This is a genomic window from Ruegeria sp. AL1 (genome assembly GCF_056540905.1).
In genome coordinates, this window is record NZ_JBQFXP010000003.1 from 133207 (window position 1) to 156373 (window position 23167).

General features: G+C 59.0%; 25 protein-coding genes and 1 tRNA gene. 11 read left to right on the forward strand and 15 right to left on the reverse strand.

What is annotated here, in order from left to right; genetic code table 11:
- Nucleotides 1-115: 115 nt before the first annotated feature.
- The 4 genes from terL to ACRZ9X_RS06100 form a co-directional block, all read right to left on the reverse strand.
- Nucleotides 116-1594, reverse strand: coding sequence for a phage terminase large subunit (gene terL / locus ACRZ9X_RS06085; RefSeq protein ID WP_480516843.1), 1479 nt, complete (start codon nt 1592-1594; stop codon nt 116-118).
- Nucleotides 1581-2012 (reverse strand): DUF5681 domain-containing protein, encoded by a 432-nt coding sequence (locus tag ACRZ9X_RS06090; RefSeq protein WP_480516845.1) that lies wholly within the window; start codon nt 2010-2012, stop codon nt 1581-1583. The genes terL and ACRZ9X_RS06090 overlap by 14 nt, the downstream gene beginning before the upstream one ends.
- Nucleotides 2005-3144: a DNA-methyltransferase gene (locus ACRZ9X_RS06095; RefSeq protein ID WP_480516847.1), complete on the reverse strand. Its 1140-nt coding sequence runs from the start codon at nt 3142-3144 to the stop codon at nt 2005-2007. Before ACRZ9X_RS06095 ends, ACRZ9X_RS06090 begins: the two co-directional genes overlap by 8 nt.
- 494 nt (nt 3145-3638) lie before the next feature.
- A tRNA-Ser gene (locus ACRZ9X_RS06100) sits at nt 3639-3728 on the reverse strand.
- Between the two features lie 204 nt (nt 3729-3932).
- Between ACRZ9X_RS06100 and ACRZ9X_RS06105 the strand changes: the two genes are divergently transcribed.
- The 8 genes from ACRZ9X_RS06105 (at nt 3933) to ACRZ9X_RS06140 (ending at nt 11568) form a co-directional block, all read left to right on the forward strand.
- On the forward strand, nt 3933-5285 hold the full coding sequence (locus ACRZ9X_RS06105; RefSeq protein WP_480516849.1) for an SPOR domain-containing protein: 1353 nt from the start codon (nt 3933-3935) through the stop codon (nt 5283-5285).
- A 16-nt stretch (nt 5286-5301) separates the two neighbouring features.
- The gene (locus ACRZ9X_RS06110; protein WP_480516851.1) at nt 5302-6468 is read left to right on the forward strand and encodes a D-alanyl-D-alanine carboxypeptidase family protein; all 1167 of its coding nucleotides are present in this window, start codon (nt 5302-5304) and stop codon (nt 6466-6468) included.
- On the forward strand, nt 6465-7088 hold the full coding sequence (gene tmk / locus ACRZ9X_RS06115) for a dTMP kinase (protein ID WP_480516853.1): 624 nt from the start codon (nt 6465-6467) through the stop codon (nt 7086-7088). Before ACRZ9X_RS06110 ends, tmk begins: the two co-directional genes overlap by 4 nt.
- Nucleotides 7089-7097: 9 nt before the next feature.
- Nucleotides 7098-8219, forward strand: coding sequence for a DNA polymerase III subunit delta' (locus tag ACRZ9X_RS06120; protein WP_480516855.1), 1122 nt, complete (start codon nt 7098-7100; stop codon nt 8217-8219).
- Nucleotides 8216-9022, forward strand: coding sequence for a TatD family hydrolase (locus ACRZ9X_RS06125; protein WP_480516857.1), 807 nt, complete (start codon nt 8216-8218; stop codon nt 9020-9022). Before ACRZ9X_RS06120 ends, ACRZ9X_RS06125 begins: the two co-directional genes overlap by 4 nt.
- Nucleotides 9019-9822 carry an MBL fold metallo-hydrolase gene (locus ACRZ9X_RS06130; RefSeq protein WP_480516859.1) on the forward strand — a complete coding sequence of 268 codons (804 nt, stop codon included), beginning with the start codon at nt 9019-9021 and terminating at the stop codon, nt 9820-9822. Before ACRZ9X_RS06125 ends, ACRZ9X_RS06130 begins: the two co-directional genes overlap by 4 nt.
- Before the next feature lie 47 nt (nt 9823-9869).
- On the forward strand, nt 9870-10802 hold the full coding sequence (locus tag ACRZ9X_RS06135) for an AEC family transporter (RefSeq protein ID WP_480516861.1): 933 nt from the start codon (nt 9870-9872) through the stop codon (nt 10800-10802).
- 73 nt (nt 10803-10875) lie between these two features.
- Entirely contained in the window at nt 10876-11568 is a 693-nt protein-coding gene (locus tag ACRZ9X_RS06140) for a CbiX/SirB N-terminal domain-containing protein (RefSeq protein ID WP_480516863.1), read from the forward strand.
- Between the two features lie 66 nt (nt 11569-11634).
- On the opposite strand, the gene ACRZ9X_RS06145 is transcribed toward ACRZ9X_RS06140, so the two are convergent.
- The 5 genes from ACRZ9X_RS06145 to ACRZ9X_RS06165 form a co-directional block, all read right to left on the reverse strand.
- Nucleotides 11635-12633, reverse strand: a complete 999-nt coding sequence (locus ACRZ9X_RS06145; RefSeq protein WP_480516865.1) for a diguanylate cyclase domain-containing protein — start codon at nt 12631-12633, stop codon at nt 11635-11637.
- Complete coding sequence (locus tag ACRZ9X_RS06150; RefSeq protein WP_480516867.1) at nt 12630-13217, reverse strand: heme NO-binding domain-containing protein; 588 nt, start codon at nt 13215-13217, stop codon at nt 12630-12632. The genes ACRZ9X_RS06145 and ACRZ9X_RS06150 overlap by 4 nt, the downstream gene beginning before the upstream one ends.
- 117 nt (nt 13218-13334) lie before the next feature.
- The gene (locus tag ACRZ9X_RS06155) at nt 13335-14894 is read right to left on the reverse strand and encodes a trimethylamine methyltransferase family protein (RefSeq protein WP_480516869.1); all 1560 of its coding nucleotides are present in this window, start codon (nt 14892-14894) and stop codon (nt 13335-13337) included.
- A gap of 118 nt (nt 14895-15012) precedes the next feature.
- On the reverse strand, nt 15013-15705 hold the full coding sequence (locus ACRZ9X_RS06160) for an HAD family hydrolase (RefSeq protein WP_480516871.1): 693 nt from the start codon (nt 15703-15705) through the stop codon (nt 15013-15015).
- 25 nt (nt 15706-15730) lie between these two features.
- On the reverse strand, nt 15731-16015 hold the full coding sequence (locus ACRZ9X_RS06165) for a DUF3572 domain-containing protein (protein ID WP_480516873.1): 285 nt from the start codon (nt 16013-16015) through the stop codon (nt 15731-15733).
- Between the two features lie 89 nt (nt 16016-16104).
- On the opposite strand from ACRZ9X_RS06165, the gene ACRZ9X_RS06170 reads away from it, so the two are divergent.
- On the forward strand, nt 16105-17505 hold the full coding sequence (locus ACRZ9X_RS06170; RefSeq protein ID WP_480516875.1) for a diguanylate cyclase: 1401 nt from the start codon (nt 16105-16107) through the stop codon (nt 17503-17505).
- 6 nt (nt 17506-17511) lie between these two features.
- On the opposite strand, the gene ACRZ9X_RS06175 is transcribed toward ACRZ9X_RS06170, so the two are convergent.
- Genes ACRZ9X_RS06175 through ACRZ9X_RS06190 form a run of 4 tightly spaced genes read right to left on the reverse strand, consistent with a single transcriptional unit; the run spans nt 17512 to nt 19401 of the window.
- Nucleotides 17512-17985 carry a periplasmic heavy metal sensor gene (locus ACRZ9X_RS06175; RefSeq protein WP_480516878.1) on the reverse strand — a complete coding sequence of 158 codons (474 nt, stop codon included), beginning with the start codon at nt 17983-17985 and terminating at the stop codon, nt 17512-17514.
- Nucleotides 17982-18320: a hypothetical protein gene (locus ACRZ9X_RS06180; RefSeq protein WP_480516880.1), complete on the reverse strand. Its 339-nt coding sequence runs from the start codon at nt 18318-18320 to the stop codon at nt 17982-17984. Before ACRZ9X_RS06180 ends, ACRZ9X_RS06175 begins: the two co-directional genes overlap by 4 nt.
- Nucleotides 18313-18927 (reverse strand): RNA polymerase sigma factor, encoded by a 615-nt coding sequence (locus ACRZ9X_RS06185; protein WP_480516882.1) that lies wholly within the window; start codon nt 18925-18927, stop codon nt 18313-18315. The genes ACRZ9X_RS06180 and ACRZ9X_RS06185 overlap by 8 nt, the downstream gene beginning before the upstream one ends.
- A 6-nt stretch (nt 18928-18933) precedes the next feature.
- On the reverse strand, nt 18934-19401 hold the full coding sequence (locus ACRZ9X_RS06190) for an EF-hand domain-containing protein (RefSeq protein WP_480516884.1): 468 nt from the start codon (nt 19399-19401) through the stop codon (nt 18934-18936).
- 220 nt (nt 19402-19621) lie between these two features.
- Between ACRZ9X_RS06190 and ACRZ9X_RS06195 the strand changes: the two genes are divergently transcribed.
- Nucleotides 19622-20020: a DUF983 domain-containing protein gene (locus ACRZ9X_RS06195; protein ID WP_480516886.1), complete on the forward strand. Its 399-nt coding sequence runs from the start codon at nt 19622-19624 to the stop codon at nt 20018-20020.
- The gene (locus ACRZ9X_RS06200; RefSeq protein WP_480516888.1) at nt 20017-20718 is read left to right on the forward strand and encodes an NUDIX hydrolase; all 702 of its coding nucleotides are present in this window, start codon (nt 20017-20019) and stop codon (nt 20716-20718) included. The genes ACRZ9X_RS06195 and ACRZ9X_RS06200 overlap by 4 nt, the downstream gene beginning before the upstream one ends.
- Here the strand turns inward: ACRZ9X_RS06200 and ACRZ9X_RS06205 are convergent.
- Nucleotides 20715-22382 (reverse strand): ribonuclease J, encoded by a 1668-nt coding sequence (locus tag ACRZ9X_RS06205; RefSeq protein WP_480516890.1) that lies wholly within the window; start codon nt 22380-22382, stop codon nt 20715-20717. The genes ACRZ9X_RS06200 and ACRZ9X_RS06205 overlap by 4 nt on opposite strands.
- Complete coding sequence (locus ACRZ9X_RS06210; protein ID WP_480516892.1) at nt 22379-23158, reverse strand: type III pantothenate kinase; 780 nt, start codon at nt 23156-23158, stop codon at nt 22379-22381. The genes ACRZ9X_RS06205 and ACRZ9X_RS06210 overlap by 4 nt, the downstream gene beginning before the upstream one ends.
- Between the last annotated feature and the right edge of the window lie 9 nt (nt 23159-23167).

The window sequence follows — 23167 nt, forward strand, 5'->3', positions numbered from 1 at the left end:
TCAATTTTCTCGCTGCATGGCGGCGAATGTCTGGTTCCCGCCCTTCGTGCCCACTGACCAAGGTTCGCCCGGGCGGTTCAAGGCCGACTACCGGCCTCGAAATTTGGTTTATGTTCTACCGCCGTCTGATCCGCTCGTGACGGCGCTCGCGACGTTCGATGTTTATCTGATGATCATGGCCTAGCGCCCGATAGAACCCCAATCCCTTGGACCAGTTCAGAAAGTGGGCAAAGCTGTCGACCTGATCGTCATTGCGACCGCGTGGAAAGGACTGCAGTTCCCGTTTGAACGCCGCCAGCCAGGGCGCGTCTGCAGGCAGATACACCTTGCCCTCTTCGACCGGACCGCACGCGGACTGGAACCGGGTTTCCTTGTCCTTGTCAGGTCTGATGCGTTCATAGCGCCGACGGTCATCACGAAATAACTCGTCCAGAAGCGGTTTGCCAGAAGCGGCATCTTCGATCAGAACACGATCCGGATCCCAGCGACCGACAAGCTGCAGTGCTTTGGCTTTCAGGTCTGGGTAGTCCACCTGCCCACGCCAGACGTCGAGAAGGCACCACGCATTTTCTCTGAACCCCCAGGTCGTACAGACCGAGAAGTCGGACCGGGGATCCGCAGACATCCCCGTATCCCAGCTTTGAACGACAAGCTGATACCAGCGGCGATCTTCGATGGTCTCGTAGGTACCAAACCACTCCCAGCGCAGCGGCGATCCGTCCGGCGCAATCGGGTTCTGCTGATACTGGCAATTGAACACAGCTGCGCCCATTTCACGACGCTTGGTATCCAGCGTGTCCTGATCCAAACGGAATGGGCACAGGAGATCACCCGGTTCGCGGCGCATGACCCTTCCGCGCCCAAGTGGAACCACCTCATGTTCTTCGGCGATGGCAGGTAGGTTCAGGTGCCGATAGGTACCGCGGTCCAGCAGATAACCCGGCGGATCCATCTCGTGCAACCGTTGAGCAACCATAACCACACGCCCTTCGGACGGGTTGTCAAAGCGCGACAGCAAGGTCCCCTCAATGAACTCCTGTGCCTTGACCAGTTCAGCTTCGGAGCCCGCATCGCCGGCTTTCAGTAGGTCATCGATGATGATGTAGTCAGCGCCATGTCCAGTCACAGAACTTCCGATGGAGACAGCCTTACGGCTGCCTCCCTTTGTGGTGCGGATTTCTTCGGAGGTGTTGCCCTTTTTAGCCAAGACCGTTTCAGGGAACATTTCCCGGTACCAGCGCGCAGACATGATCCGACGACAATCTTCGGAATGCTTGCGCGCCAGATCCAGCCCATAGCTGGCAACGATGATCTTGGCGCTCGGGTTATGCCCCAGAAGATAGGCGACATATGCAACGGCCACGGTGACCGATTTCAGGCACCGGGGCGGAATGTTGATGATCAATCGCTTGTTCTCGCCGACGCGAACGTTGTCCAACTCATGGCACATGGCCCGCACATGCCAGGCCGGATCAAAGCTGCGGTCAGTTCCCTGGTGCAGCGTGTCAAACACGCGCCACACGAAGGGAAAGAAATTATCCCGGCAAACCTCGCGAGCGACCTGCCGGACCATTTTGGGATCAGGAGCTGACATCATCCACCTCCCCATCTCCAGGACCGCCGTCACCATCCGGGTGACTGGAAAAGAAATCCCGGAGGATGTCGTAGTCGACAGCGTCCGGCTCAACCGCACGGGCGCTTTCTTGCGCGTCCATGTCACTTGCGTTGAACAGATCTGTGTCCAGCTTCAGCAGCGCCATCAGCATTTTCGTGTCGCCCTTCAATGCGCTGGCCGTGACCCGCTTGGCAATTGCCTCCGCCTTGGAAATCCGGATTTCGTGGCTGCCTTCGCGAACCGTAATCTTGGTTTCCAATTCCCGTTTCAAGCTGGCATTCACGCCTTTGGCACCTTTCGGCCGCCCTTTCGGATTGCCAGAGCGGCCTTTCTTGAATCGGGTCGCTTTGGGCGGCTTGCCGTAGCCCACCTCAAACTCTTTCGTATCGTCAGACATGATCCGCCTCCAGCTCTGAGGTGGCATCGGTTGCCGCAGAATGCGCATCGAACGTCTGGCCGGTCACCGCGTGCACGGCGTTCTCACCAGTCATCTCCTGCCAGCGGCGGATGGCGACATCGACATAGGCCGGGTCGAGCTCAATCAGCCGCGCCCGGCGTCCTGTTTTCTCTGCTGCCAGCAAGGTTGCACCGGACCCTCCAAAGGCGTCCAAAACAACATCGCCCCGGTGGCTCACATCCATGATGGCATCTGCAACCAGGGCTGTAGGCTTCACTGTGGGATGATCAGCGAGATCCGCCTCACGCCCTGCCCCAAAACTATTCACACCGGCGTAATCCCAGACATTGGTGCGGTTGCGTCCATGCTTGCCCAGCTCGACATTGTTGATATGCGGCGCACCAGGCTTCTTGAAGATGCAAACCAGCTCGTGCTTGGAACGATAAAGGCTGCCCATCCCGCCGTTGGTCTTGTTCCAGACGCAGAGATTGATGAGATCAAAGCCTCCTGCCTTGCCCGCCGCAATCAGTTCTTCGATGTGACGCCAATCCATGCAGATCATCGCAATACCCCCGTCGGGCAAGCAGTCAAACAGCCGGTTGTTCACATCCGAGAGAAAGCAGCGGAACTCACTTTCAGACATTTCTCCCGACGCCATGGCAAACTCGCGATGATCGCCGCCGGTGCCGCAACGGACATGCCCATTGACCGGCACATTGTAAGGAGGATCAGTGAACACCATCTGCGGGGTCTTGCCATCCAGCAAGGTGTCGTAGCTCTGGGCTTGCAAGGAATCCCCACAGAAGATGCGGTGATCTCCAAGAACCCAAAGATCGCCCGGCTGCGTAATTGCCGGTAATGCAGGGTTCGGCGTCTCAACAGATTCCGCTTCAGTCTTTGCGGCCTCGTCCGCGCCATCGATGATGATGTCAATCTCCGGCGTTTCGAACCCGGTGATTTCGAGATCGAAGTCCAACTCGCCATCAAGGCTGAGATCCATCAACTCGGCAAACTCAATCTGGAGGGCCGCTTCGTTCCAGTCGGACAATTCTGCCAGCTTGTTATCCGCAATGCGCAGAGCACGGACTTCTGCATCTGACAGGTGACCCGCGACAACAGTCGGAACGGACATCAACCCCAGGGCCTTGGCGGCCTCATAGCGGCCAGCCGCCCGAACTCACACTCAAGCGTCTGGTCAGCGTGACCCACCCACTAGACTGGTCCGAACAGGAGCGCCTGTTCGGCTTCTGACATCTCCAAGTCCTGCGTCCCTGATACAAGGCTCGCCCTCCCTGATCCGTCGGCACAATTCCCTGTTCCTGCGAGAAAATTCCCTGTTCCACTTTTTAGGGAATTTGCAACATAAGCCATTGAAAAAAATAGAGTTGTGACATCTGAAAAGTCGGGTTCCAGACCTGTTTCGCGAAAATTCCCTGTAAATTGCCGGGTATCAGGGAAATCCAGCCCAAAGCGACCCCGCCAAAATGCGGCACTGAGACTGCGGCCGAAATTGCGCTCTGAGTGTACGATCTGCTCCGTCTCTGATTGAATGCGCACGCGCCAACGCGCGGGAATTGCGGCACAATTCCGGGTCAGAAAACACAGCTGAACTGAGACAGGTATGAGTGGCGGGGAGACAGGGATTCGAACCCTGGGGACGCTCTCACGCCCAACGGTTTTCAAGACCGCCGCATTCGACCACTCTGCCACCTCCCCGCGTATCGCCTCGTCTAAGGCGAGTTGGAACCAGAGGCAAGCCACAATGTCGGGAAAACTTGCCGAAGCCCATGCAGCGGCCTTTCCATGACACCACTGGCGCGTTATGATCTGCGCAGAGGATCGCGTTAGACTGGCACAAGAACCAGCAATAGCGGTTGAGGCGTGGCCACATAATGGCCCTGTCAGGCAAGGGATAAAACGATGAAACGAGCGACTGGCAAACGCCCCGGGCCCCAGAGGCTGGCGTTTTTAGCCGTAAGTTTGGCAGCTTTGGCAGGCTGTGAAGAAGGGTTCGACCTTAAGGGACCCGAGGAAAGAGACGCAGCCGCGGAAAAGGCGGAAAACAGTCAGAGTCAGACGATCGAGCTGTTCCCCGAAACGGCGACAGGCCGACAGCGCGATGTCGAGGCCCCCGAACTGTTTCAAGTGACCGAAGCGGGTCTCTGGGATGGACGGCCCTCATTGGGGGGCACATGGGTGGCTCATCCGGACGTTCAGCAACCGCAGCGTGTGCTGATCAAGAATACTGCCAACGACAAATCCATCACGGGTGCATTGTTCCGGCGGGACCGAAATCTGCCCGGACCGGCACTTCAGGTTTCATCGTCGGCGGCGGCAGAATTGGGGATGCTGGCTGGCGCGCCGACCCGTATCGAAGTTGTCGCGCTGAAACGCGAAACAGTCGTGCCGGACCCTGCGCCCGCAGAACCTGAGGGTGAGGTGGAAACCGCCTCGGCGGAAACCCCGGATACGAATTCGCCCGAAACTCCGGCCAAACGCAAATGGTGGCAGAAAAAACCTGCAGCGGACACTGGGGCCGACGTCGCCGCAGCGGCTGTGGCCACCGGTGCAGCTGTGGGCGTGGCCGCCGCATCTTCGGCAGACGACCCAGCCGAGGCCGCGACGCCCGTCGCGGACCAACCGGATGTTGCGGCAGCGGATACGGCAGATGCAGTCGAGGAACCGCCAAAACGCAAATGGTGGCAGCGAAAACCCGCTGAAGAAACCAACGCAGCGGCTGTTGACGCTGCGGTCGCCGGTACGGCGGTAGGCGCAGTCGCCGCTACGGTCACGACCGAGGACCTCTCGGTCCCAGAGCCCCAGACAACGGGTTTGACCGACCCTGTCGTAACGGCTCCGACTGACGAACCGAAAAAGCGCAAATGGTGGCAACGCAAGAAAACCGATGAGATCACCACGACGACGCTTGATCCCATAGCCGGCGCAGCGGCAGCAATCGACACGGCCGAGTCAACTCCGGCCGCGCCTTTAACGGCAACGACGGTCGCGGCGACGGCATCGACTGCGCCGCAATCCGCCCTGTCCAAACCTTATGTGCAGATCGGCACGTTTGGCGTTGAAGAAAACGCCAACAGCGCAGCCCAGAAAGTGCGCAGAAATGGAATGTCCGCCGAGGTGAGCGAGCTGAAGACAGAAGACAAAACCGTCTGGCGTGTTCTGGTAGGCCCGGTTGCCACCCGTTCGGATCGACGCGCCTTGTTGTCTGATGTAAAAGACCTTGGGTTCACCGACGCCTTTATCGCCAGGAATTAAAGACAGGAGGTCCATGATGCTGTCCGCACTGCGATCAACCACTTTCGCCCTTGGCATGGCCCTTATGGCCGTCCCTGCCCACGCATTTGATACGCAGGCCAGGGCTGCTTATGTCATAGACCAGAAAACCGGCACCGTTCTGCTGTCGAAAGACGCCGATCAACCCCTTCCGCCTGCATCGATGTCCAAGCTGATGACATTGTATGTGGCGTTTGAGGCGCTGCGCGAAGGTCGCCTGACCCTGAACGAAACCTTGCCGGTGTCGGAACATGCCATGAGCTATGGCGGCTCGACCATGTTCCTGAACACACAGGACCGGGTTACTGTCGAGGATCTTTTGCGCGGCATCATTGTGCTTTCCGGCAATGACGCCTGCGTGGTCATTGCCGAAGCGCTCAGCCCAGATGGAACTGAAGCCGGGTTTGCCCGGTTCATGACGCAGCGGGCGCAACAGCTGGGAATGAACGCCTCGAATTTCGCCAATTCCAACGGATGGCCGGCCGCCGGGCACATGATGTCCGTGCACGATCTGGCAGTTCTGGCCGACAGGTTGATCACCGACTTTCCTGAATATTACCCTCTGTTCGCAGAAGAAGAATTCGAGTTTGACGGGCGGGCGCCCTCAAATTCCCGCAACCGTAACCCGCTACTGCGATTGGGCATCGGTGCGGACGGACTGAAAACAGGCCACACACAAGAGGCCGGGTACGGCCTTGTCGGGTCCGCGAAACAAGGCGACCGCCGTGTGATCTTTGTCCTTTCAGGGCTCGACAGTACGTCCCGCCGGGCAGAGGAGGCTGAGGCCGTCGTTAACTGGTCGTTTCGAAATTTTGTCGAGAGGACAGTTGCCAAAGCGGAAACGCCGATAGCCGAAGCCAAGGTCTGGATGGGGGCACAAAAAACCGTCGGTCTGGTGCCCGAAGATGACCTGACCCTATTGTTCCCGGTGTTGGGGGACAAGGATATCAAAGCCGAGGTTGTCTATGACGGGCCCATCAATGCGCCCATAACCAAGGGCCAGCAATTGGCCGAGCTGGTGATCAAACCCGAAGGCCTGCCGGAAATCCGTCGCCCTCTGGTGGCGTCGCAGGACGTTGCTGCGGGCGGCTTCGTGGTACGCATGTTGACCGTTGGCGGCATTGTCCTGACCGACGTGATCGGAAACCCTCTGGACGCATTGTGACGGGCGACGGGTTGTTTCTGACTTTTGAAGGTATCGACGGATCGGGAAAGTCTTCCCAAGCGCGTCTGCTGGCTGAGCATCTGCGCGGATTGGGGCGAGACGTCGTTCTGACGCGCGAACCCGGCGGCTCGGCGGGGGCCGAGGAAATCCGCAGTCTGGTGCTTGAAGGCGATCCTGACCGCTGGTCCGCCGAGACCGAGATACTTCTGTTCACCGCCGCGCGGCGCGATCATCTGGAACGCACGATCGAGCCTGCTCTGGCTGCGGGCAAGATTGTGATCTGCGACCGGTTTGCAGATAGCACCCGCATGTATCAGGGTCTGTCACGCGGCGATCTGCGCGGGATCGTTGACCAGTTGCACGCCCTCATGATCGGGCGGGAACCCGATCTGACCGTGTTAATCGACATGGATCCGGCGCTTGGCCTGTCCCGCGCCAAGGGGCGGCAGGGAACCGAAGAGCGGTTCGAAGACTTCGGCCTCGACCTGCAACAAAAGATGCGATCCGGATTTCTGGCGTTGGCGGATGAATTTCCGGACCGGTTTCGTGTCATCAATGGCAATCGTGACATGGACAGCGTTGCCCGCGATGTGACAGATATCGTCCTGCAATCCTTGTAACGGACGACCATGAGCGACGACACCCCGACCCCGGATCAGGCCCCCGGAGCCCCTCACCCGCGCGAAACGCAGCGTTTGTTCGGGCAGACCGAGGCCGAACAGGCGTTTCTGACCGCGTATAACTCGGACCGGCTGCACCATGGCTGGTTGCTGACCGGACCACGAGGCATCGGCAAGGCCACGCTGGCCTGGCGGATCGCGCGGTTTCTGCTTGCGACGCCGCCGGCGCAGGATGATGGTCTGTTCGGTGCCCCTCCGGCCCCGGAAACGCTGGACATTGATCCGGATCATCCGGTTGCGCATCGCGTGCTGGCCGGGGCAGAACCGGGATTGGCCACCGTCATCCGATCCTTGAATGACCAAGGACGGCTGCGCAACGACATCGTGGTGGACGATATCCGCAAGCTGGGCAAATTCTTCGGCCTGTCATCGGCGGATGGAGGGCGCAGGGTCGTTATCGTGGACTCGGCTGACGAAATGAATGTCAGCGCGGCCAACGCCCTTTTGAAGATGCTGGAAGAGCCCCCGGCGCGCACCACATTGTTGCTGATCTCGCACCAGCCATCCCGCCTGTTGCCAACGATCCGCTCACGCTGCCGGACCTTGCGTCTGTCACCGTTGGGACCCGAGGATATGCAATCGGCTCTGACGCAGACCGGAGCCGAATTGCCTGCCGTTCCGGACCATCTGGCTGCGCTCGCCGCGGGCTCGGTGGGGGATGCCGTGCGGTTGATCACCCTGGGTGGGTTGGAGATTTACGCTGAATTCATCGCAGTTCTCGGCACATTGCCTCGCATGGACCGCCAACGCGCGCTGGCGCTCGCCGAAGCCGCCGCCCAGCGCGGCGCGGCCGAGCGGTTTGAACTGCTTCTCACGCTGATTGATGTGGCCCTGTCACGCCTCGCCCTGACCGGCGCGACCGGTGCCCCGCCCTCGCCCGAAGCCGCGCCACATGAGGCCGAAATCCTGTCTCGCTTGTCTCAGTCCCCCGAACAGGCCCGCAAATGGGCCGAAGCTGCGGCCCTGATCACAGCCCGCGCGCGTCATGGTCAGGCGGTGAACCTTGACCCTGCCGCTCTGGTCCTAGATACGGTGTTCAAGATACAGGAAACCGCCGGTCAGAGCAGATGAGCGACACCCCCCAAATCACTGACAGCCATTGTCATCTGGATTTTCCGGATTTCGAAGGCCAACTGGATCAGATCATCGCCAACGCAGCAGACGCTGGTGTAACCCGCATGGTCACGATCTGCACGCGCCTGCGCAATGAACCAAACGTTCGCGCCATTGCCGAGACCCATGCGCCCGTCTTCTATGCCGCCGGAACCCATCCGATGAGCGCCGCTGACGAACCGATGGCCACGGTAGACGAACTGGTGACCTTGTCCCGACACCCGAAATTCGTGGGCATTGGAGAGACCGGGCTGGACTATCATTACACCGCCGAAAGCGCGGAGGTGCAGAAATGCTCTCTTCGCATCCATATCGAAGCCGCCCAACGCACTGGCCTGCCCCTGATCATCCACGCCCGCGCCGCTGACGACGACATGGCCCGCATCCTGAGCGACGAATACCGCAACGCGCCCTATTCCTGCGTGATGCATTGCTTTTCCTCTTCGTCGGAACTGGCAAAGGCCGCATTGGAGCTGGGCTTTTACCTGTCCATGTCCGGCATCGCCGCCTTCCCCAAAAGTCAGGAGTTGCGCGATATCTTTGCCGCAGCCCCGGTCGACCGCATTCTGGTCGAAACCGACGCGCCATATCTTGCCCCGCCCCCCTTTCGCGGCAAGCGCAACGAACCGGCCTATACGGCCCATACGGCACGCAAGGGCGCGGAAATATTTGGCATGGACTACGCCGAGTTTGCAGCCCGAACTCAAACCAATTTCGACCGGTTGTTCTCGAAGGCCGCAACCTACAAGGCCGCTGCATGACCGAATTGCGCTGCACCATCCTCGGCTGCGGCTCGTCCGGAGGCGTTCCGCGCCTGGGTGGACATTGGGGCGATTGTGATCCCGACAATCCCCGCAACCGGCGCAGACGGTGTTCGATGCTGGTCGAGCGGGATGGGCCGGATGGAACCACCTCGGTCCTGATCGATACAACCCCGGACATGCGCAGTCAGTTGCTGGACACCGGCACCGGACGGTTGGACGGCGTAGTTTATACCCATTCGCACGCGGACCATATGCACGGCATCGACGATCTGCGGATGATCGTCTTTAACATGCGCACGCGGGTCCAGGTTTGGGCCGATGGCCCCACGCAGAACGACTTGCTGGGCCGGTTCGGATACGCTTTTGTACAGCCCGAAGGCTCGCCCTACCCGCCGATACTGGAAATGAACGCGATCGACGGCCCCTTTGAGATTGATGGGCCGGGTGGCACCATTCCGTTTCGCCCGTTCCGGGTCAACCATGGCGCCATAGACGCGCTGGGGTTCAGAATGGGGGACTTGGCGTACCTGCCCGACGTGGCCGAGCTCTACGACGACAGCTGGCCCGCCCTGCAGGGGCTGGACTGTCTGATCATCGACGCCCTGCGCCGCTCCCCGCATCCCACCCATAGCCATCTGGAAAAGACGTTGGTGTGGATTGACCAGTTGAACCCAAAACGCGCCATTCTCACCAACATGCATATCGATCTGGATTACGCCACGGTCGAGGCAGAAACGGCGGATTACGTCACACCTGCCTTCGACGGGATGGTGATCCGACAGACGATCAGGGGCTGACCTCTGGGTATCGCGCGCATAGCTGTTCAAGCCAAAAGGGCTGCGCCATGTTTCAAAGCCTGATTGACGTCATCCTGCCGGTTTTTCTGGTGATCGGGGCCGGATACACCGCGACGCGCGCCGGGTATTTCCGAGAAGAACACATTGATGGCGTGATGAAATTCACCCAAGGCTTTGCCATTCCTTGCCTTCTGTTTCTCGCCATTGCCAATCTGGACCTCAGCGCCAGTTTTGACCCCCGCTTGCTGGGCAGTTTCTACACCGCAGCCGGGCTGTGCTTTACCGTCGGGATGCTGGGTGCACATTTCATCTTTGGTCGCGAGTGGGAAGACAGCGTCGCCATCGGGTTTTGCTGCCTGTTTTCGAACTCCGTTCTGCTGGGTCTGCCCATCACCGAACGCGCCTACGGGCCCGAAAATCTGACCGGCAATTATGCCATCATCGCATTCCACTCGCCGTTTTGTTACGGCGTCGGCATCACGGTGATGGAGATTTTTCGCAATCGCGGCAATGGTGGCATGCGCATGGTGCGTTCAGTTTTGGCCGCCATGTTCAAAAATGCCCTGATACTTGGAATCGGTTTGGGGTTCCTGGTCAATTGGTCGGGCCTTGCCCTGCCCAGCGTGGTAGATGACGCACTTAACCTGATCACCCGCGCCGCATTACCCGGAGCCTTGTTTGCGCTGGGGGGCGTCTTGGTCAAATACCGGCCCGAGGGCGATCTGCGCGCCATCCTCTTTGTCTGCGCCATTTCGCTGTTTTTGCATCCAACCCTTGTCTGGCTGTTTGGGTCAACGCTGGCGCTATCTCCGGACCTGTTCCGGTCGGGCGTGCTGACAGCTGCAATGGCCCCCGGTTTCAATGCGTATATCTTCGCCAATATCTACGGGCGTGCCAAACGCGTTGCGGCCTCTTCCGTGTTGATCGGCACCGGCGCGTCCATTCTGACGGTCTGGATGTGGTTGACACTGTTGGGATAATCGAATCTTCGGTCGCAGATTGACTCGGCTTTGCGATGCTACACTTATCACAGAACAAACAACGGAGCCCGCAATGCCCCACGCTGTTATCGTCGCACATGGCCAACCATCCGATCCCGAACCCGCCGAGGCCGCGCTGGCCACGCTGGCCCGGAAAGTTGATGCCCTGTGCGAACAGGTAACGGTTACGTCAGCAACATTGGCCGCACCCCGGGCATTGGAAACCTGTCTGGATGCGCTGCCGGACGGCACCCTTGTCTATCCGCTGTTCATGGCCCGTGGGTGGTTTGTGACCAGCGCGCTGCCCAAACGGATCGGAGCGCGCCCTGTCAACGTACTTGACCCGATGGGCACCGACCCGACCTTGCCGGCTCTTGTGGCTGATGCCCTGACGCACCGCATGTCCGCGCTGGGATGGGCAGCCAAAACAACCGATCTGGTGATCGCCGCCCATGGGTCGGGCCGAAGCCAGAACCCGGCGAAAATTGCCCGGGACTTCGGCGACGAACTGGGTCAGCTCATCCCATTCCAAAGCTTGCGTGTCGGGTTTGTGGAGCAACCGCCTTCGATCTCCGAGGCCGCGCGGGACGCAGGTCCCATGTCCATCTGTCTTCCATTCTTTGCCTGCGCCGGAGGTCATGTGCTGGAAGATATCCCGCAAGAGCTGGCTCTGGCATCTTTTGAGGGCCACGTCATGCCCGTTATCGGGGACCTCGTACAGGTTCAGCGGCAAATCGCAGCGACTTTGGACGGGTGCGCCTCGTGACGAATCTAACTGAGTTCTTAGTGATTTAGGCACAACCCTCGCGTGCGTTTGCCGCAATCCGCCGCGTTATTCTTGGGATTTTGTCGTCGCCCCATCTGTATAGAACCTGTGGCACGCACGACCGCTTCGCTTTGCGGCATAGAGCGCCAGATCAGCGGCGTGCACAATCGCCGCAGGCTCGGGCGTGGTGAATTGAGTGGACAGGGCCGTCCCGATACTGGATGAGATTTTGCAGCTATCCCCCTCAAACTGCATCGGTTCTTGCAGGCGCGCAATCAGACGGCTGGCAATTCTGGTCAGCTGATCCGTGTCTGTCAGACCTTTGAAGATCAGAATGAACTCGTCCCCTCCGACACGCGCGACGGTATCGTCACCACGAATCTCGTCCTGCATGATCCGGGCTGCCTGTTGCAGTACGAAATCCCCGGCCGCGTGGCCAAGTCTGTCATTCACCGATTTGAAAAAATCGAGGTCCAGATGCATCAACGCAAAGGTCGATTTTGTCGAGATGAGGTGCCCCAGTATATGATCCATCGCCCGCCGATTTTTCAAACCGGTCAACGTGTCCGTATAGGCCTGTTCTTCAGCAGCCAGCCTTGCGCCCTGCAACCTCAGATTCAATGACCGGGATGCCTCCATCGCGGCGGATTTCGCCTCGACCAGATACAATAGTTCGATCGCCAGATCCGTGCCGGAGAAATCGGCGCTGGTCAGCGCGTAATCCTGCACCGCGTCCAGAATCGAGATGCCAAAGGACAGGTTGATCACGGCCCCCTGACCATCGGGTAACGGGGCAATCAGACCTTTCAATGTGGTTTGTGGCTGGCCACGGAGTTTCACGCGCAGATTGGCGCCGGATTGTGAGATCAAAGCTGATAGTGTCGTCACCGACCTGGGTCGAACAAGTTGGAACAGATCAAAAAAAAACTGCCCCTCCATCGGTTGTTCAGGGCGAAATTTCTGCAAAGTAGGTCCGACCCGGTAAACCCGCGCATCCTGATCGACAAGAAGGAACATCGGGCAAAGAGTCTGCAGCAGGGTAGCCAACTGGTCTGTTTCTTTCATGGCGACCGGGCCCCCAGGTCAAAGCGGCGGCCTTCGGCAAAGGCGCTTTCAACCAATGTGATCGAAATCACGTCCGTTTCATCGACCTGCTGCACGTCCGGCAGGATCACAAGCGCGCCATAATCATCAGCCATCGCCCGCAGTACCCCCGTCATCACGCAGGCATAACCCGGCAAACCTGGAGAACACAGTAATTCGTACTCGGTGGGGGAAACTTCACGCAGCTCCAGCGCGGGAAGGTCCAGATCGGACACCGCTAGTCGGACCCGATCTGCCAGATCATCAAGTGAATGAAGAAACTCTACATAGGTCTCCCCACTGAACCGGAGCAAGCGCCGCAATCCTTCTGTATTGGGGTGCGACACCAGATAGGTGCCCAGATCTTCCAGAAACTCTGCGCGGGGGCGGTTCAATTCGACGCATAACTCATCAAGGACCCGGGTTGAAATCTTTGGATCGTAGACCAGCATCGCTTCGAATTCGACCAATCCCAACCCGGCGGATTCGGTTGCCCGCACCCAGCAGGGCTGACCGTATGTTGCGCACACAAAGGATTGAATAGCCCTGTTGATGAGACCGTGCATAGGGGCGCCCCCGGGGGTTGCAATTCCTCTTGAACAGACCCCAGAAAGCTTAATAAATTCCCAACCCTCGGAGTGAGATATTAAAAATGCGATGTGATCTCACGCTGAGGCCTATCCTCAGAAATCCGTCGGCGCACCGCCCTCGGCCTTGCGACGCGCGACAAAGTCGGCAAGCTCGTCGCGAATGCCGTCGTCAAGTGGTGGGGCTTCAAAACTGCCGATGATCTCTTTGAACATTTGATGCGCGCGCTCGGTTGTCCATATGCCGCCCGCCGCCTCCCATCCTTCAAAATTCTTCCAGTCGCTGAGAAAAGGTTGATAAAACGCGGTCGTATACCGGTCCTGCGTGTGTTGGATGCCAAAGAAATGCCCGTCATTGCCAACCGAACGTATCGCATCCAGAGCAATTTCATCCGGTCCTGTCGCAGTCAGCTCGGGTTGCATATAGCGCTGTATTTGCTGCAGAATTTCGCAATCCATTATGAATTTCTCGGGGCTGGCAATCAGCCCGCCTTCCAGCCAACCGGCCGCATGGTAAACCATATGCGTGCCCGACTGCACCGCGGCCCAAAGCGAGTTCGAAGTCTCCCATATCGCCTGCCCGTCCGGCACATTCGCGGCGCACACACCGGACGAGCGCATGGGAAGGCCGTAAAACCGCGCCATTTGGCCGGTCATCTGGGTTGACCGCATATATTCCGGCGTTCCAAACGCAGGCGCGCCCGATTTCATATCTACATTCGATGTGAACGTCCCGATTACGCAGGGAATGCCTGGACGAACGTACTGAAACAGAGCTATTGCGCACAGCGCTTCGGCCAAGGACTGCGCCACTGCACCTGCCATCGTTACAGGCGCCATCGCCCCGGCCAGTGTAAAGGGAGTGACAACGATCGCTTGCCCGCGCCGGGCCAGACGCAGGCACCCATCGATCATCGGATGATCATGTTTCAAAGGCGAGGTCGAGTTTATGTTGGTATACATGCGCGGCGCGGCCTCGAACTCTTCATGAGTCAGACCACCTGCGATGCGCACCATCTCCATCACATCTTCGACGCGCTCTTTGCCCAGCGAATATGCATGCATCACCTTGTCTGTCAGGGTCAGCTTGTCATAGAGCACGTCCAGATGGCGCACGCTTGCATGGAGATCGACCGGTTCCACCGGATAGCCGCCCGCAAAATGAATACAGTTGAAATACTGCGTCAGCTTTAACAAATTCTGACACATCTGCCGTGTCCCGGGCACCTTCTTGCCGATTTCCATATCCCAATAGTTCGGCGGAGAGGAAACGTTTCCGAACAAAAGATTACGACCACCAATTTCGATCTGACGATCTGGGTTTCGCGGCATTATCCTGAACGAGCTCGGCGCTTTTTCTACCATCTCCATCACGAAGTCACGCCCCATTCGAACGTTATCTCCGTCTATGGTGCACCCCGCCTCGCGCAAGATAGCAATGGCTTCTTCATTATAGAATTCAATCCCGATCTCTTCGAGTATGCGCATGGCCCCCAGATGGATCGCCTCGACGCCTTCGGGTCCAAGAGGCTCAGTTGGCGCATCGATATTGACCGGCGGGTTCCAGGGCATCTGATCGATCACAGCGCTGCCCCGACGCTCTGCCGCGCCTGCGCGCCCGCCGCTTCGGCGTCTGCGGTTTTTTGTGTCGGCCATGATACCCTCCGGTCCTGCTGTATCCATGCAAGCCCGGAAGGTCTGGCTCTGGCCGCTCTGTCTGCGACAGAGGATGTCGGTTTTGAATCTCAGAGCGGCGATTTCCCGCGTCAGATCATCAGGATTCCGAGAGCCAGGCAGGGATATGACCAATATCCGGCAGCACAACATCAGCAAGCGGAGCCAGCATGTCGGCAGGCGCAAGACCAGTCAGAACACCAATTGTAACCATCCCTGCCGCGCGACCGGCCTCAAGATCGTGACGACTGTCTCCGACCATTGCGATCCGCTCGGGGGCAAGGTCGACATGTTTGGCAAAAGCCAGCAGTTGCCCCGGTCCGGGCTTGAATCCATGGCCGCTGTCATAGCCGGCAATGAAATCAAACCGATCCCGCACACCGACCGAATCCAGATGCTGCAATGCCGGTTCTTCCGCATCATTCGTGGCCACCCCCAACCGCAACCCCCGGTCTTTCAAGCCGTCCAGAAAAGGGGCCAACGGTACAGATGGAATCTGCTGCGCCTCGGCTGAAGACCGGTTGAGCGTATCGATCACCTGCAAGCGTGATTGCCCTTCCATATGAGGCATGAGCGCGTCGGCGACCTCATCAACGGTGCCCGCGATGACGACGCTGTCGGGTGCATAAATCTCGCGTGCCAAATCAAAGCCGATGGCCGCGCTCAGGGCTTGTGCGCGCGCTTCATCCCCGTTGGACAGGCGCAACATCGCGATGCGCCCGAAATCCCCCCAGGTCGCGGCGAAATCAAATAATGTACCGTCCTTGTCGAACAATAGGGCGTCGATCGCCATTTGGGATATCTCCAATGAGTTGGACTCAGGTCCAGTGCATGTCCGACGCCCCGGACAAGACGGCATGCGCTTGCGCCGGGCGTTCATAAGGCATTGCGCTGGCATCACAAAAGGCAATGACCCACGAATCGTCAAGCATAAGGAAGTCCAGAACAGAACCTAAAAAGTCCGTATCACCTGCCCGGTCTCGCAAATCCTGCTCCGAGGCACCCGTGGCACCCAGAAACACGGGCAAAAGCTCTTCGTTTTTGACCAGCCAGCCGAGGATTTTCAGGGCCACTGTTTCGGCTGTTTCAGGTGCCATCGGCATTATCTCGCCTCAAAACGCAGGTTGGAAAGGGTTTGTTAACCAGACTCATAAACACTTTGGCAACGCATGCAATCAAACGGTGAATGGCAATGTCCGTACAAGGCACAATACTTGTTCTCGATGGGGTTTCGACCAACCGCATCATGCTCAAGGTGCAATTGACGGCGGCCTGGTATCACGTCGTGCAGGGGGAAAAACTGGTCGGGCTAGCGACGATGCTGCGGCGGGTGCGGCCTGACCTGGTTCTCACCGCCCAGACGCTTCCGGACGGGACTGCATCTGACGTCAAGCGCCTGATGATGGACGACCCTTCGATGGCAGACGTGCCAGTGGTGGCTGTGGTGCCGCAAAACGATAAAGCTGCCCGCCTTCAGGCCTTGTCGAGCGGGTTGGACGATGTGTTGGGATACCCATACAACGATGCGCTTTTACTGGCCCGTGTGCGCAGTTTGCTGCGCGCCCGCGCCGACCGGCAGGACCTTAAGGCCCGGGACGACTCACAATCCATAGGTTTCGCGGAACCCGGCGCTGGTCTGATTGCCCCACCAAAACCTGCTTGCATCGCCTTGCTGACCCAATCTGCGCGAACAGCTTCGTTGTGGAGCAAAGCCCTGTCCGGAAACACCCGTCACAGTGTGACCTGTCACACGCTGGCCAATCTGCGCAAATTGCTGTCCGGTCCAGTTCCCGATGCAATCGTCGTTGAATTGAGTGGCAATTCGAATGGCCGAAATATCCTTGCGGATCTGCGGTCCCGGCAGGCAACCCGACACACGGTGATGATCGGTGTCCTGCCCGGCCAAAACGCGGCGCTGGCGGCCGAGTCTCTGGATCGCGGTGCTGATGCGATATGCATGGATGGCTTCAATACAGATGAGATCTCCCTGAGGTTGGAGACACAGATTGCCCGCAAGACCCGCGATGACCGGCTACGGGCATCGATGCGGCAGGGTCTGACGGATTCGTTGACCGACCCGCTGACAGGTCTGTTCAACCGCCGATACGCAATGCGGGCATTGGACCAAATCACCAGACGGTCACAGCAATCCGGGCATGGTTTTGCGGTCATGCTGGCCGATCTGGATCACTTCAAGGCAATCAATGATCAGTTCGGTCATGCTGGCGGCGATCTTGTGCTAACCGAAGCGGCCCGCCGCCTGAAGGCCGCGATGAAGGGGGCGGGGTTTGTGGCCCGGATCGGCGGCGAGGAGTTCATGATCGGGCTTCCCGAAACCTCGACACGGGCCGCGCTTGGGCAAGCGGATGTCATCTGCGATTGCATCTGCCGCCATCCATTCCACCTGCCCGATCACCCCGCGCTGATCCCGGTGACGATCAGCGTCGGGCTCAAAATGTGCGAACCAGCCGACCTGGTGCACCGGAACAGTGTCGACCCGGTCAGCCAGTTGATCCAATCCGCCGACAAGGCGCTGTATGCCGCGAAAAAGGCCGGGCGCAATCAAGTCCGGTTGCGCCAGAGCGCGGCCTGACGCAAGTCAGTCCTTTTTCCGCGATTTGCGCGGGCCGCGCTTGACCACCTCCTCCAGTCTTTTGGCATAGGCCACGCGTTCCGCATCGCTCATATCAGCGACGCGGTTCAGCCAACGCTCGTGCAGGGCTGCTTGCAGGGTCGCAGTGGCTTCCGCCTGTCGAATCAACAACAGTTCGACCGTCTTGGGATCATATGGCTCGGCCTGCAACGCCTGGCTGAGCGCCGCAAAATCCTGTTTTCGGCGATCCGAACCCTTGGATCGTTTTCCGGACAGCTCACCACGCAGTGATCTGCGGTCTTCCTTTGGCAACGCCCAATAAAGCGCCGGGCCAAATCCCGGAGGCACCGCCGCATGCTCGCCTCCGCGAAAGCGCAGAACTGTCCCGATCACCACACCCGCCACCAGCAAGTTCACCGCCAGCGAGATCACCAGAGCGATCGGCATCCATTTTACTTTGCGCGCTGGATTGTCGCTCATTCCGTATCCTCCAGATAATCGAGGTTCAGTTCCGCCAGCAAAAACGAGCTGTCCTGGACACTCAGCAATTCCGCCGGATCAGGCAGGAAAGACGGAGCCGAAAATCCTATCCAGACCCCGGCCGCGCTGGCCATAATCAAGCTACCCAGCCCTTGCCAACCGCCAATTCCGGCAATCCAACGCCGCCGCCCCACCTTGGTTGCCCGAGCGTGTCTGCGCAACCGCAAGGCTTCGGCATCTGTCTCAATCCGAACGGCAAGGTCTTCGGGCAGCGTGTTTCGCGTTTTCCGGGCCTGAACAAACAGGTCCTCCAACTTGCTTTCTTGGTCAGCCATTTTCATACCCCAGTTCTTCCCTGCGCCCGGACAGTAGCGCTGTCAGAGTTCGTTTCCCCCGAGCGGTCAGGCTTTCGACGGCTTCAACGGAAATCTCCATAATCCCAGCGATCTCGGGGTTGGGCAATTCCTCGATGTGCCGCAAAATAACAGCCTGCCGCTGTCGGTCCGGCAATTGGTCCAGCGCATCCTGCAGCGCATCTTTGCGTGCCGTGTCCTGCATCTGATCCAGCACGCTTGCAGCGCTGTCTTCGGGTTCGGGCACTGTATCCAGCGCATCGGGTCGTTTTTTGCGCCGCAGATCTACACACAGGTTCAGCGTAACGCGGTATAGCCAGGTGGACAGTTGCGCCTGTCCTGACACCCAGTCCGGTGCCATCTTCCAGAGCCGCATCATGGCATCTTGCGTGACATCCTCGGCCTCGGCCCGGTTGCCCAACATGCGCAGCGCGACCGAGAAACAACGTGGCCCCAACCGGTCCGTCAGCACCCGGGCCGCCCGGGGGTCGCCCACAGCGTAGCGGCCCAGCAACGCCTCGTCGCTGGGCTCGGGTGTGGCAAGCATATCGCCGCACACCGGTTTCGGGCCAGAGGTCAGGTCCTCCATCCTGCATCAATTATCGGAAGACTTCTGCTTTCCCTGCCGCTTGTGATGGCGCCCCATCCGGTCTTTCGCATCCGCATATTCCTGTTCCGAGATCGTTCCGTTTCCGTCGGCATCAATCCGTTCGAACATTTTTGCGCCCCGGCGCGGTTTGGGCAACTCATCATCGCTCAGAAAGCCATCCTGATTTGCGTCATGCTTTTCGAACATCTTGGTCACACGATCGGATGCGGTTTTCTGGGCCGCAGCCTGCATCTCGTCAACGCTCAGCTGGCCGTCGCCATCCGCGTCGGCTGACGTAAAGCGCTGATTGCGATGCGCCTCAAGTTCAGCCTGTGTAATTTCACCATTTCCATCTGCATCCAATTCCTGAAACGTCGCCGGTTGCCGGTCGCGCGACCCTTTGGCCAAAACCGATGTTCCCGTCACTGCAACGGCTGTCAGGACGATGGCCGAAATGTAGGTTGCCGTTTTCATGCTTCGATATCCTTTGTTTCGCGGCTGCGCGCCGCCGTTGATATCTGTTAAAACGCGACGGCCCGGTGGTTCCGTCGCGATGCCCGCATCTTTTTTCGATTTCTTTGATTTGAGGGCGAATCCTGTTAGCTTTTCACCAGACGCCGCAAAGCGACGCACCCCCTTTTCAGCCGGGTCTTTCAACGACTATATCTGCCGGAATTGAACGCGCGAGAATCACATGACCGACCAGACCATCGACACTCAGCTTGCCGAAGACCGACCGACCAAACCTGCCTTGATGCGGGGCTTTAAGGGCAAATGTCCAAAATGCGGTGAGGGTAAGCTGCTGCATAGCTACCTCAAAGTGAACGATGCCTGCTCGAATTGCGGGCAAGAGCTGTTTCATCATCGCGCCGATGATGGGCCGGCCTATCTGACCATTCTGATCGTGGGTCACCTTCTGGCGCCCGCCTTGCATGTGTCATACGTGCATTGGAGGCCCAGCCCCTGGACCATGGCGATCGGCTTTTCCATCGCGTGTGTCGCGCTGTCGCTGTACCTGCTGCCGCGTCTGAAAGGCGCCATCGTCGGCTATCAATGGTCCAGGCGGATGCACGGGTTCGGCAAGTCTGAATGACGCAGGACAAGACCGCGATCCGGGATGCAGCAACCGTCATCGTATTGCGGGACCGGTTTGATGATCCTGCGATATTGATGGGTCAGCGCGGCTCTAAAGCCGCGTTCATGCCGAACAAGTTTGTGTTTCCCGGCGGGGCCGTTGATGCGGCAGACGCGCAGGTGCCGCTTGCAACACCGCTGCCAGATTTGTGCGTCGACCGCCTGTCGCAGCAATCCGAACCCGGTCTGCAGGACGCATTGGCCGCCGCCGCGATCCGTGAGCTTTGGGAAGAGACCGGTCTGATCCTCGGGCAAAGCGGACAATGGCCTGATCCTGTGCCTGACGATTGGCAAAGCTTTGCCGCGACGGGCCACGTGCCTGCCGCCCAGGCTTTGCAGTTCGTATTCCGGGCTGTCACGCCCCCTGGTCGTCCACGCCGGTTTGATGCGCGGTTCTTTCTGGTCGATGCAGACGCTATACAGGGTGATCTGGACGACTTCACCCATGCCTCGGACGAGCTGTCTCACCTGCAATGGGTCAAGATCCGTCAGGCGCGAGAGTTTGATCTGCCCTTTATCACCGAGGTCGTTCTGGCCGAAATCGCCGCCCGCGCGACAGACACGCAACCACCCGAAACGGTGCCTTTCTTTCTGAACAATGAAGAGGCAAGCCTGTTTCTGCAGCTACGCGGCTATCCCATGCCGTCTGAGCCCTAGCGCATCCGGCTGACAACCACCGTCACTTCGGGCTTTTTGCCAATCTCGGACAGCGCGCTTTGCCGCGCGATCCGGCGCAGAGCTTCTTCGATCTTATCGTCATCGCGCAGGGTTTTGGCATCCGCACGCATCAGGAACTGGTTCAGGTCCTCTTCCAACACCTCGATCAGCGCGGCCCGGGACGAGCCCATCTCCGGCAGACCCATTGTATCACACCAGGGCTCGCCCAAGGGTTCGTCTTCTTCATCCAGAATGACAGTGATCGTCACGTGACCGTTCAGCGCCATGCGGATGCGATCACGCACCACCCCATCCAGCGCTCCGATCTGAACAGACCCATCCAGATAGGTCCGGCCGGTTTCGACATAGTCCACAACTTTGGGCGCGTTGCCGGTCAGGTCCAGCATGGTGCCGTTCACAGCCAGAATGCCCGTGCGGCCGCCCTCTTCCGCCAGTTTGGCATGGGCGCGCAAGTGGCGATGTTCGCCATGCATCGGGATCACCATCTGCGGGTCGATCAACGCGTGCACACGCTGCAGATCGGGTCGGTTGGCGTGTCCTGACACATGGTAAAGGCCAGAACTGTCATCAACGACATCAACGCCCTTTTCACTCAGCTGGTTGATGATGCGGATCACGCCGCGTTCATTGCCCGGGATGGTCTTCGAGGAAAACAGGAACAGATCGCCCTCTTTCGCCTCAAGACCCCGATACTTGCCACGGGCCAGCTGAGCGCTGGCGGCGCGGCGCTCGCCCTGACTGCCGGTGACGATCAGCATCAGGTTCTGACGGGGCACATCCACCGCCTCTTCGGCGCTGATGACCTTTGGGAAATCGGACAAGATACCCGTTTCCGTTGCGGCCTCGATCATGCGCCGCATGGCGCGACCCAGCAAAACGACTGAACGACCAGCCCTTTGCCCTGCCTCCGCCAACGTTTTAACCCGCGCCACGTTTGACGCAAATGTCGTCGCGATCACCATGCCGCTGGCATCCTGAACCAGACGGGTAATCTCGGGGCCGACTTCAGATTCCGAGCGTCCGGGATGGGTCGAGAACACGTTTGTGCTGTCGCAGATCAGTGCTTTGATACCCGGTTTCGCAGCCTCAGCCCACAGGTCGGGATCAAAAGGCTCGCCCACCACCGGGTTGGTGTCCAATTTGAAATCGCCCGTATGTACGACCCGACCGGATGGTGTGTCGATAATCAGCCCCGCGCTTTCGGGGATCGAATGCGACACCGGCAGAAACCCGACCGTGAAGGGCCCCGCCTTGATCTCTTCGGGCCAGGGCGAGGCCGTCCGAACGGCCTCGGTCGGGTGGCCGTGCTCTTCCATCTTGCGGCGCGCGATATTTGCCGTGAAAGTCCGCGCATAAATCGGCACGCCCAGAGCTTCGTAAAAATGCGCCACAGCGCCGACATGGTCTTCATGGGCGTGGGTGACAAAGATCGCCTCAAGCCGGTCGGCGCGCTCTTTCAGCCACGTGATATCCGCAAAGATCAGATCGACCCCCGGAGAACTGTCCATATCCGGAAAGGCGACACCCAAATCGACCAGGATCAAACGTTCCTGCCCCGGTGCGCCGTAGCCGTAGACATAGGCATTCATGCCAATTTCGCCTGCTCCGCCCAGCGGCAGATAGATCAGTCGTTCACTGCTCATGTTGAGCCATTTTCCTTGTTATAGCGATGTATCACGGTCAGCCCGTGCATCGTCAGATCGTCTTCGATTACATCAAACCCGACATCGGCCTGATCGAATAAAGGTGCAAGCCCGCCGGTTCCGACGACTTTCATCGGCATTCCATATTCCGTTCGAATGCGGGCGATAAGCCCTTCGATCAAACCGGAATAGCCCCAATACACGCCCGACTGAATACATCCAACCGTATTCGTGCCAATCACTTTCTCGGGACGGGTGATATCGATATGCGGCAAGGCGGCGGCACCCTGATGCAATGCCTCAAGGCTCAGGTTCACACCGGGCGCGATGATGCCGCCCACATAAGCCCCGTCCGAGGCCACCACGTCGAAATTCGTGGCCGTGCCAAAATCAACCACCACAACATCGCCCCCGTGGCGGTCAAACGCCCCCACCGCATTTGCCAGCCGATCCGGGCCGGGAACGGTACCTTCGTCAATGCGAGGCGCGACGGGCAGCAGACATTCCGGCTTGCCCACGACCAGCGGGCGGCAACCAAAAAATCGGTCCGAGAAGATACGCAGATTGAACACGACACGCGGCACAGTCGACGCAATGACCACGTCTGTTATCTCAGCCTCGATCCCGTAGTGCTTTACCAGCGTGGAATACCAGGTGAAATACGCATCGGCTGTGCGCGAATGATGGGTGGACGTGCGCAAGGTACACAGGAATGTCTCGCCATCCCAGATCGAGAACACGGTGTTGGTGTTGCCGCAGTCGATTGCCAGAAGCATCCCGGCCTC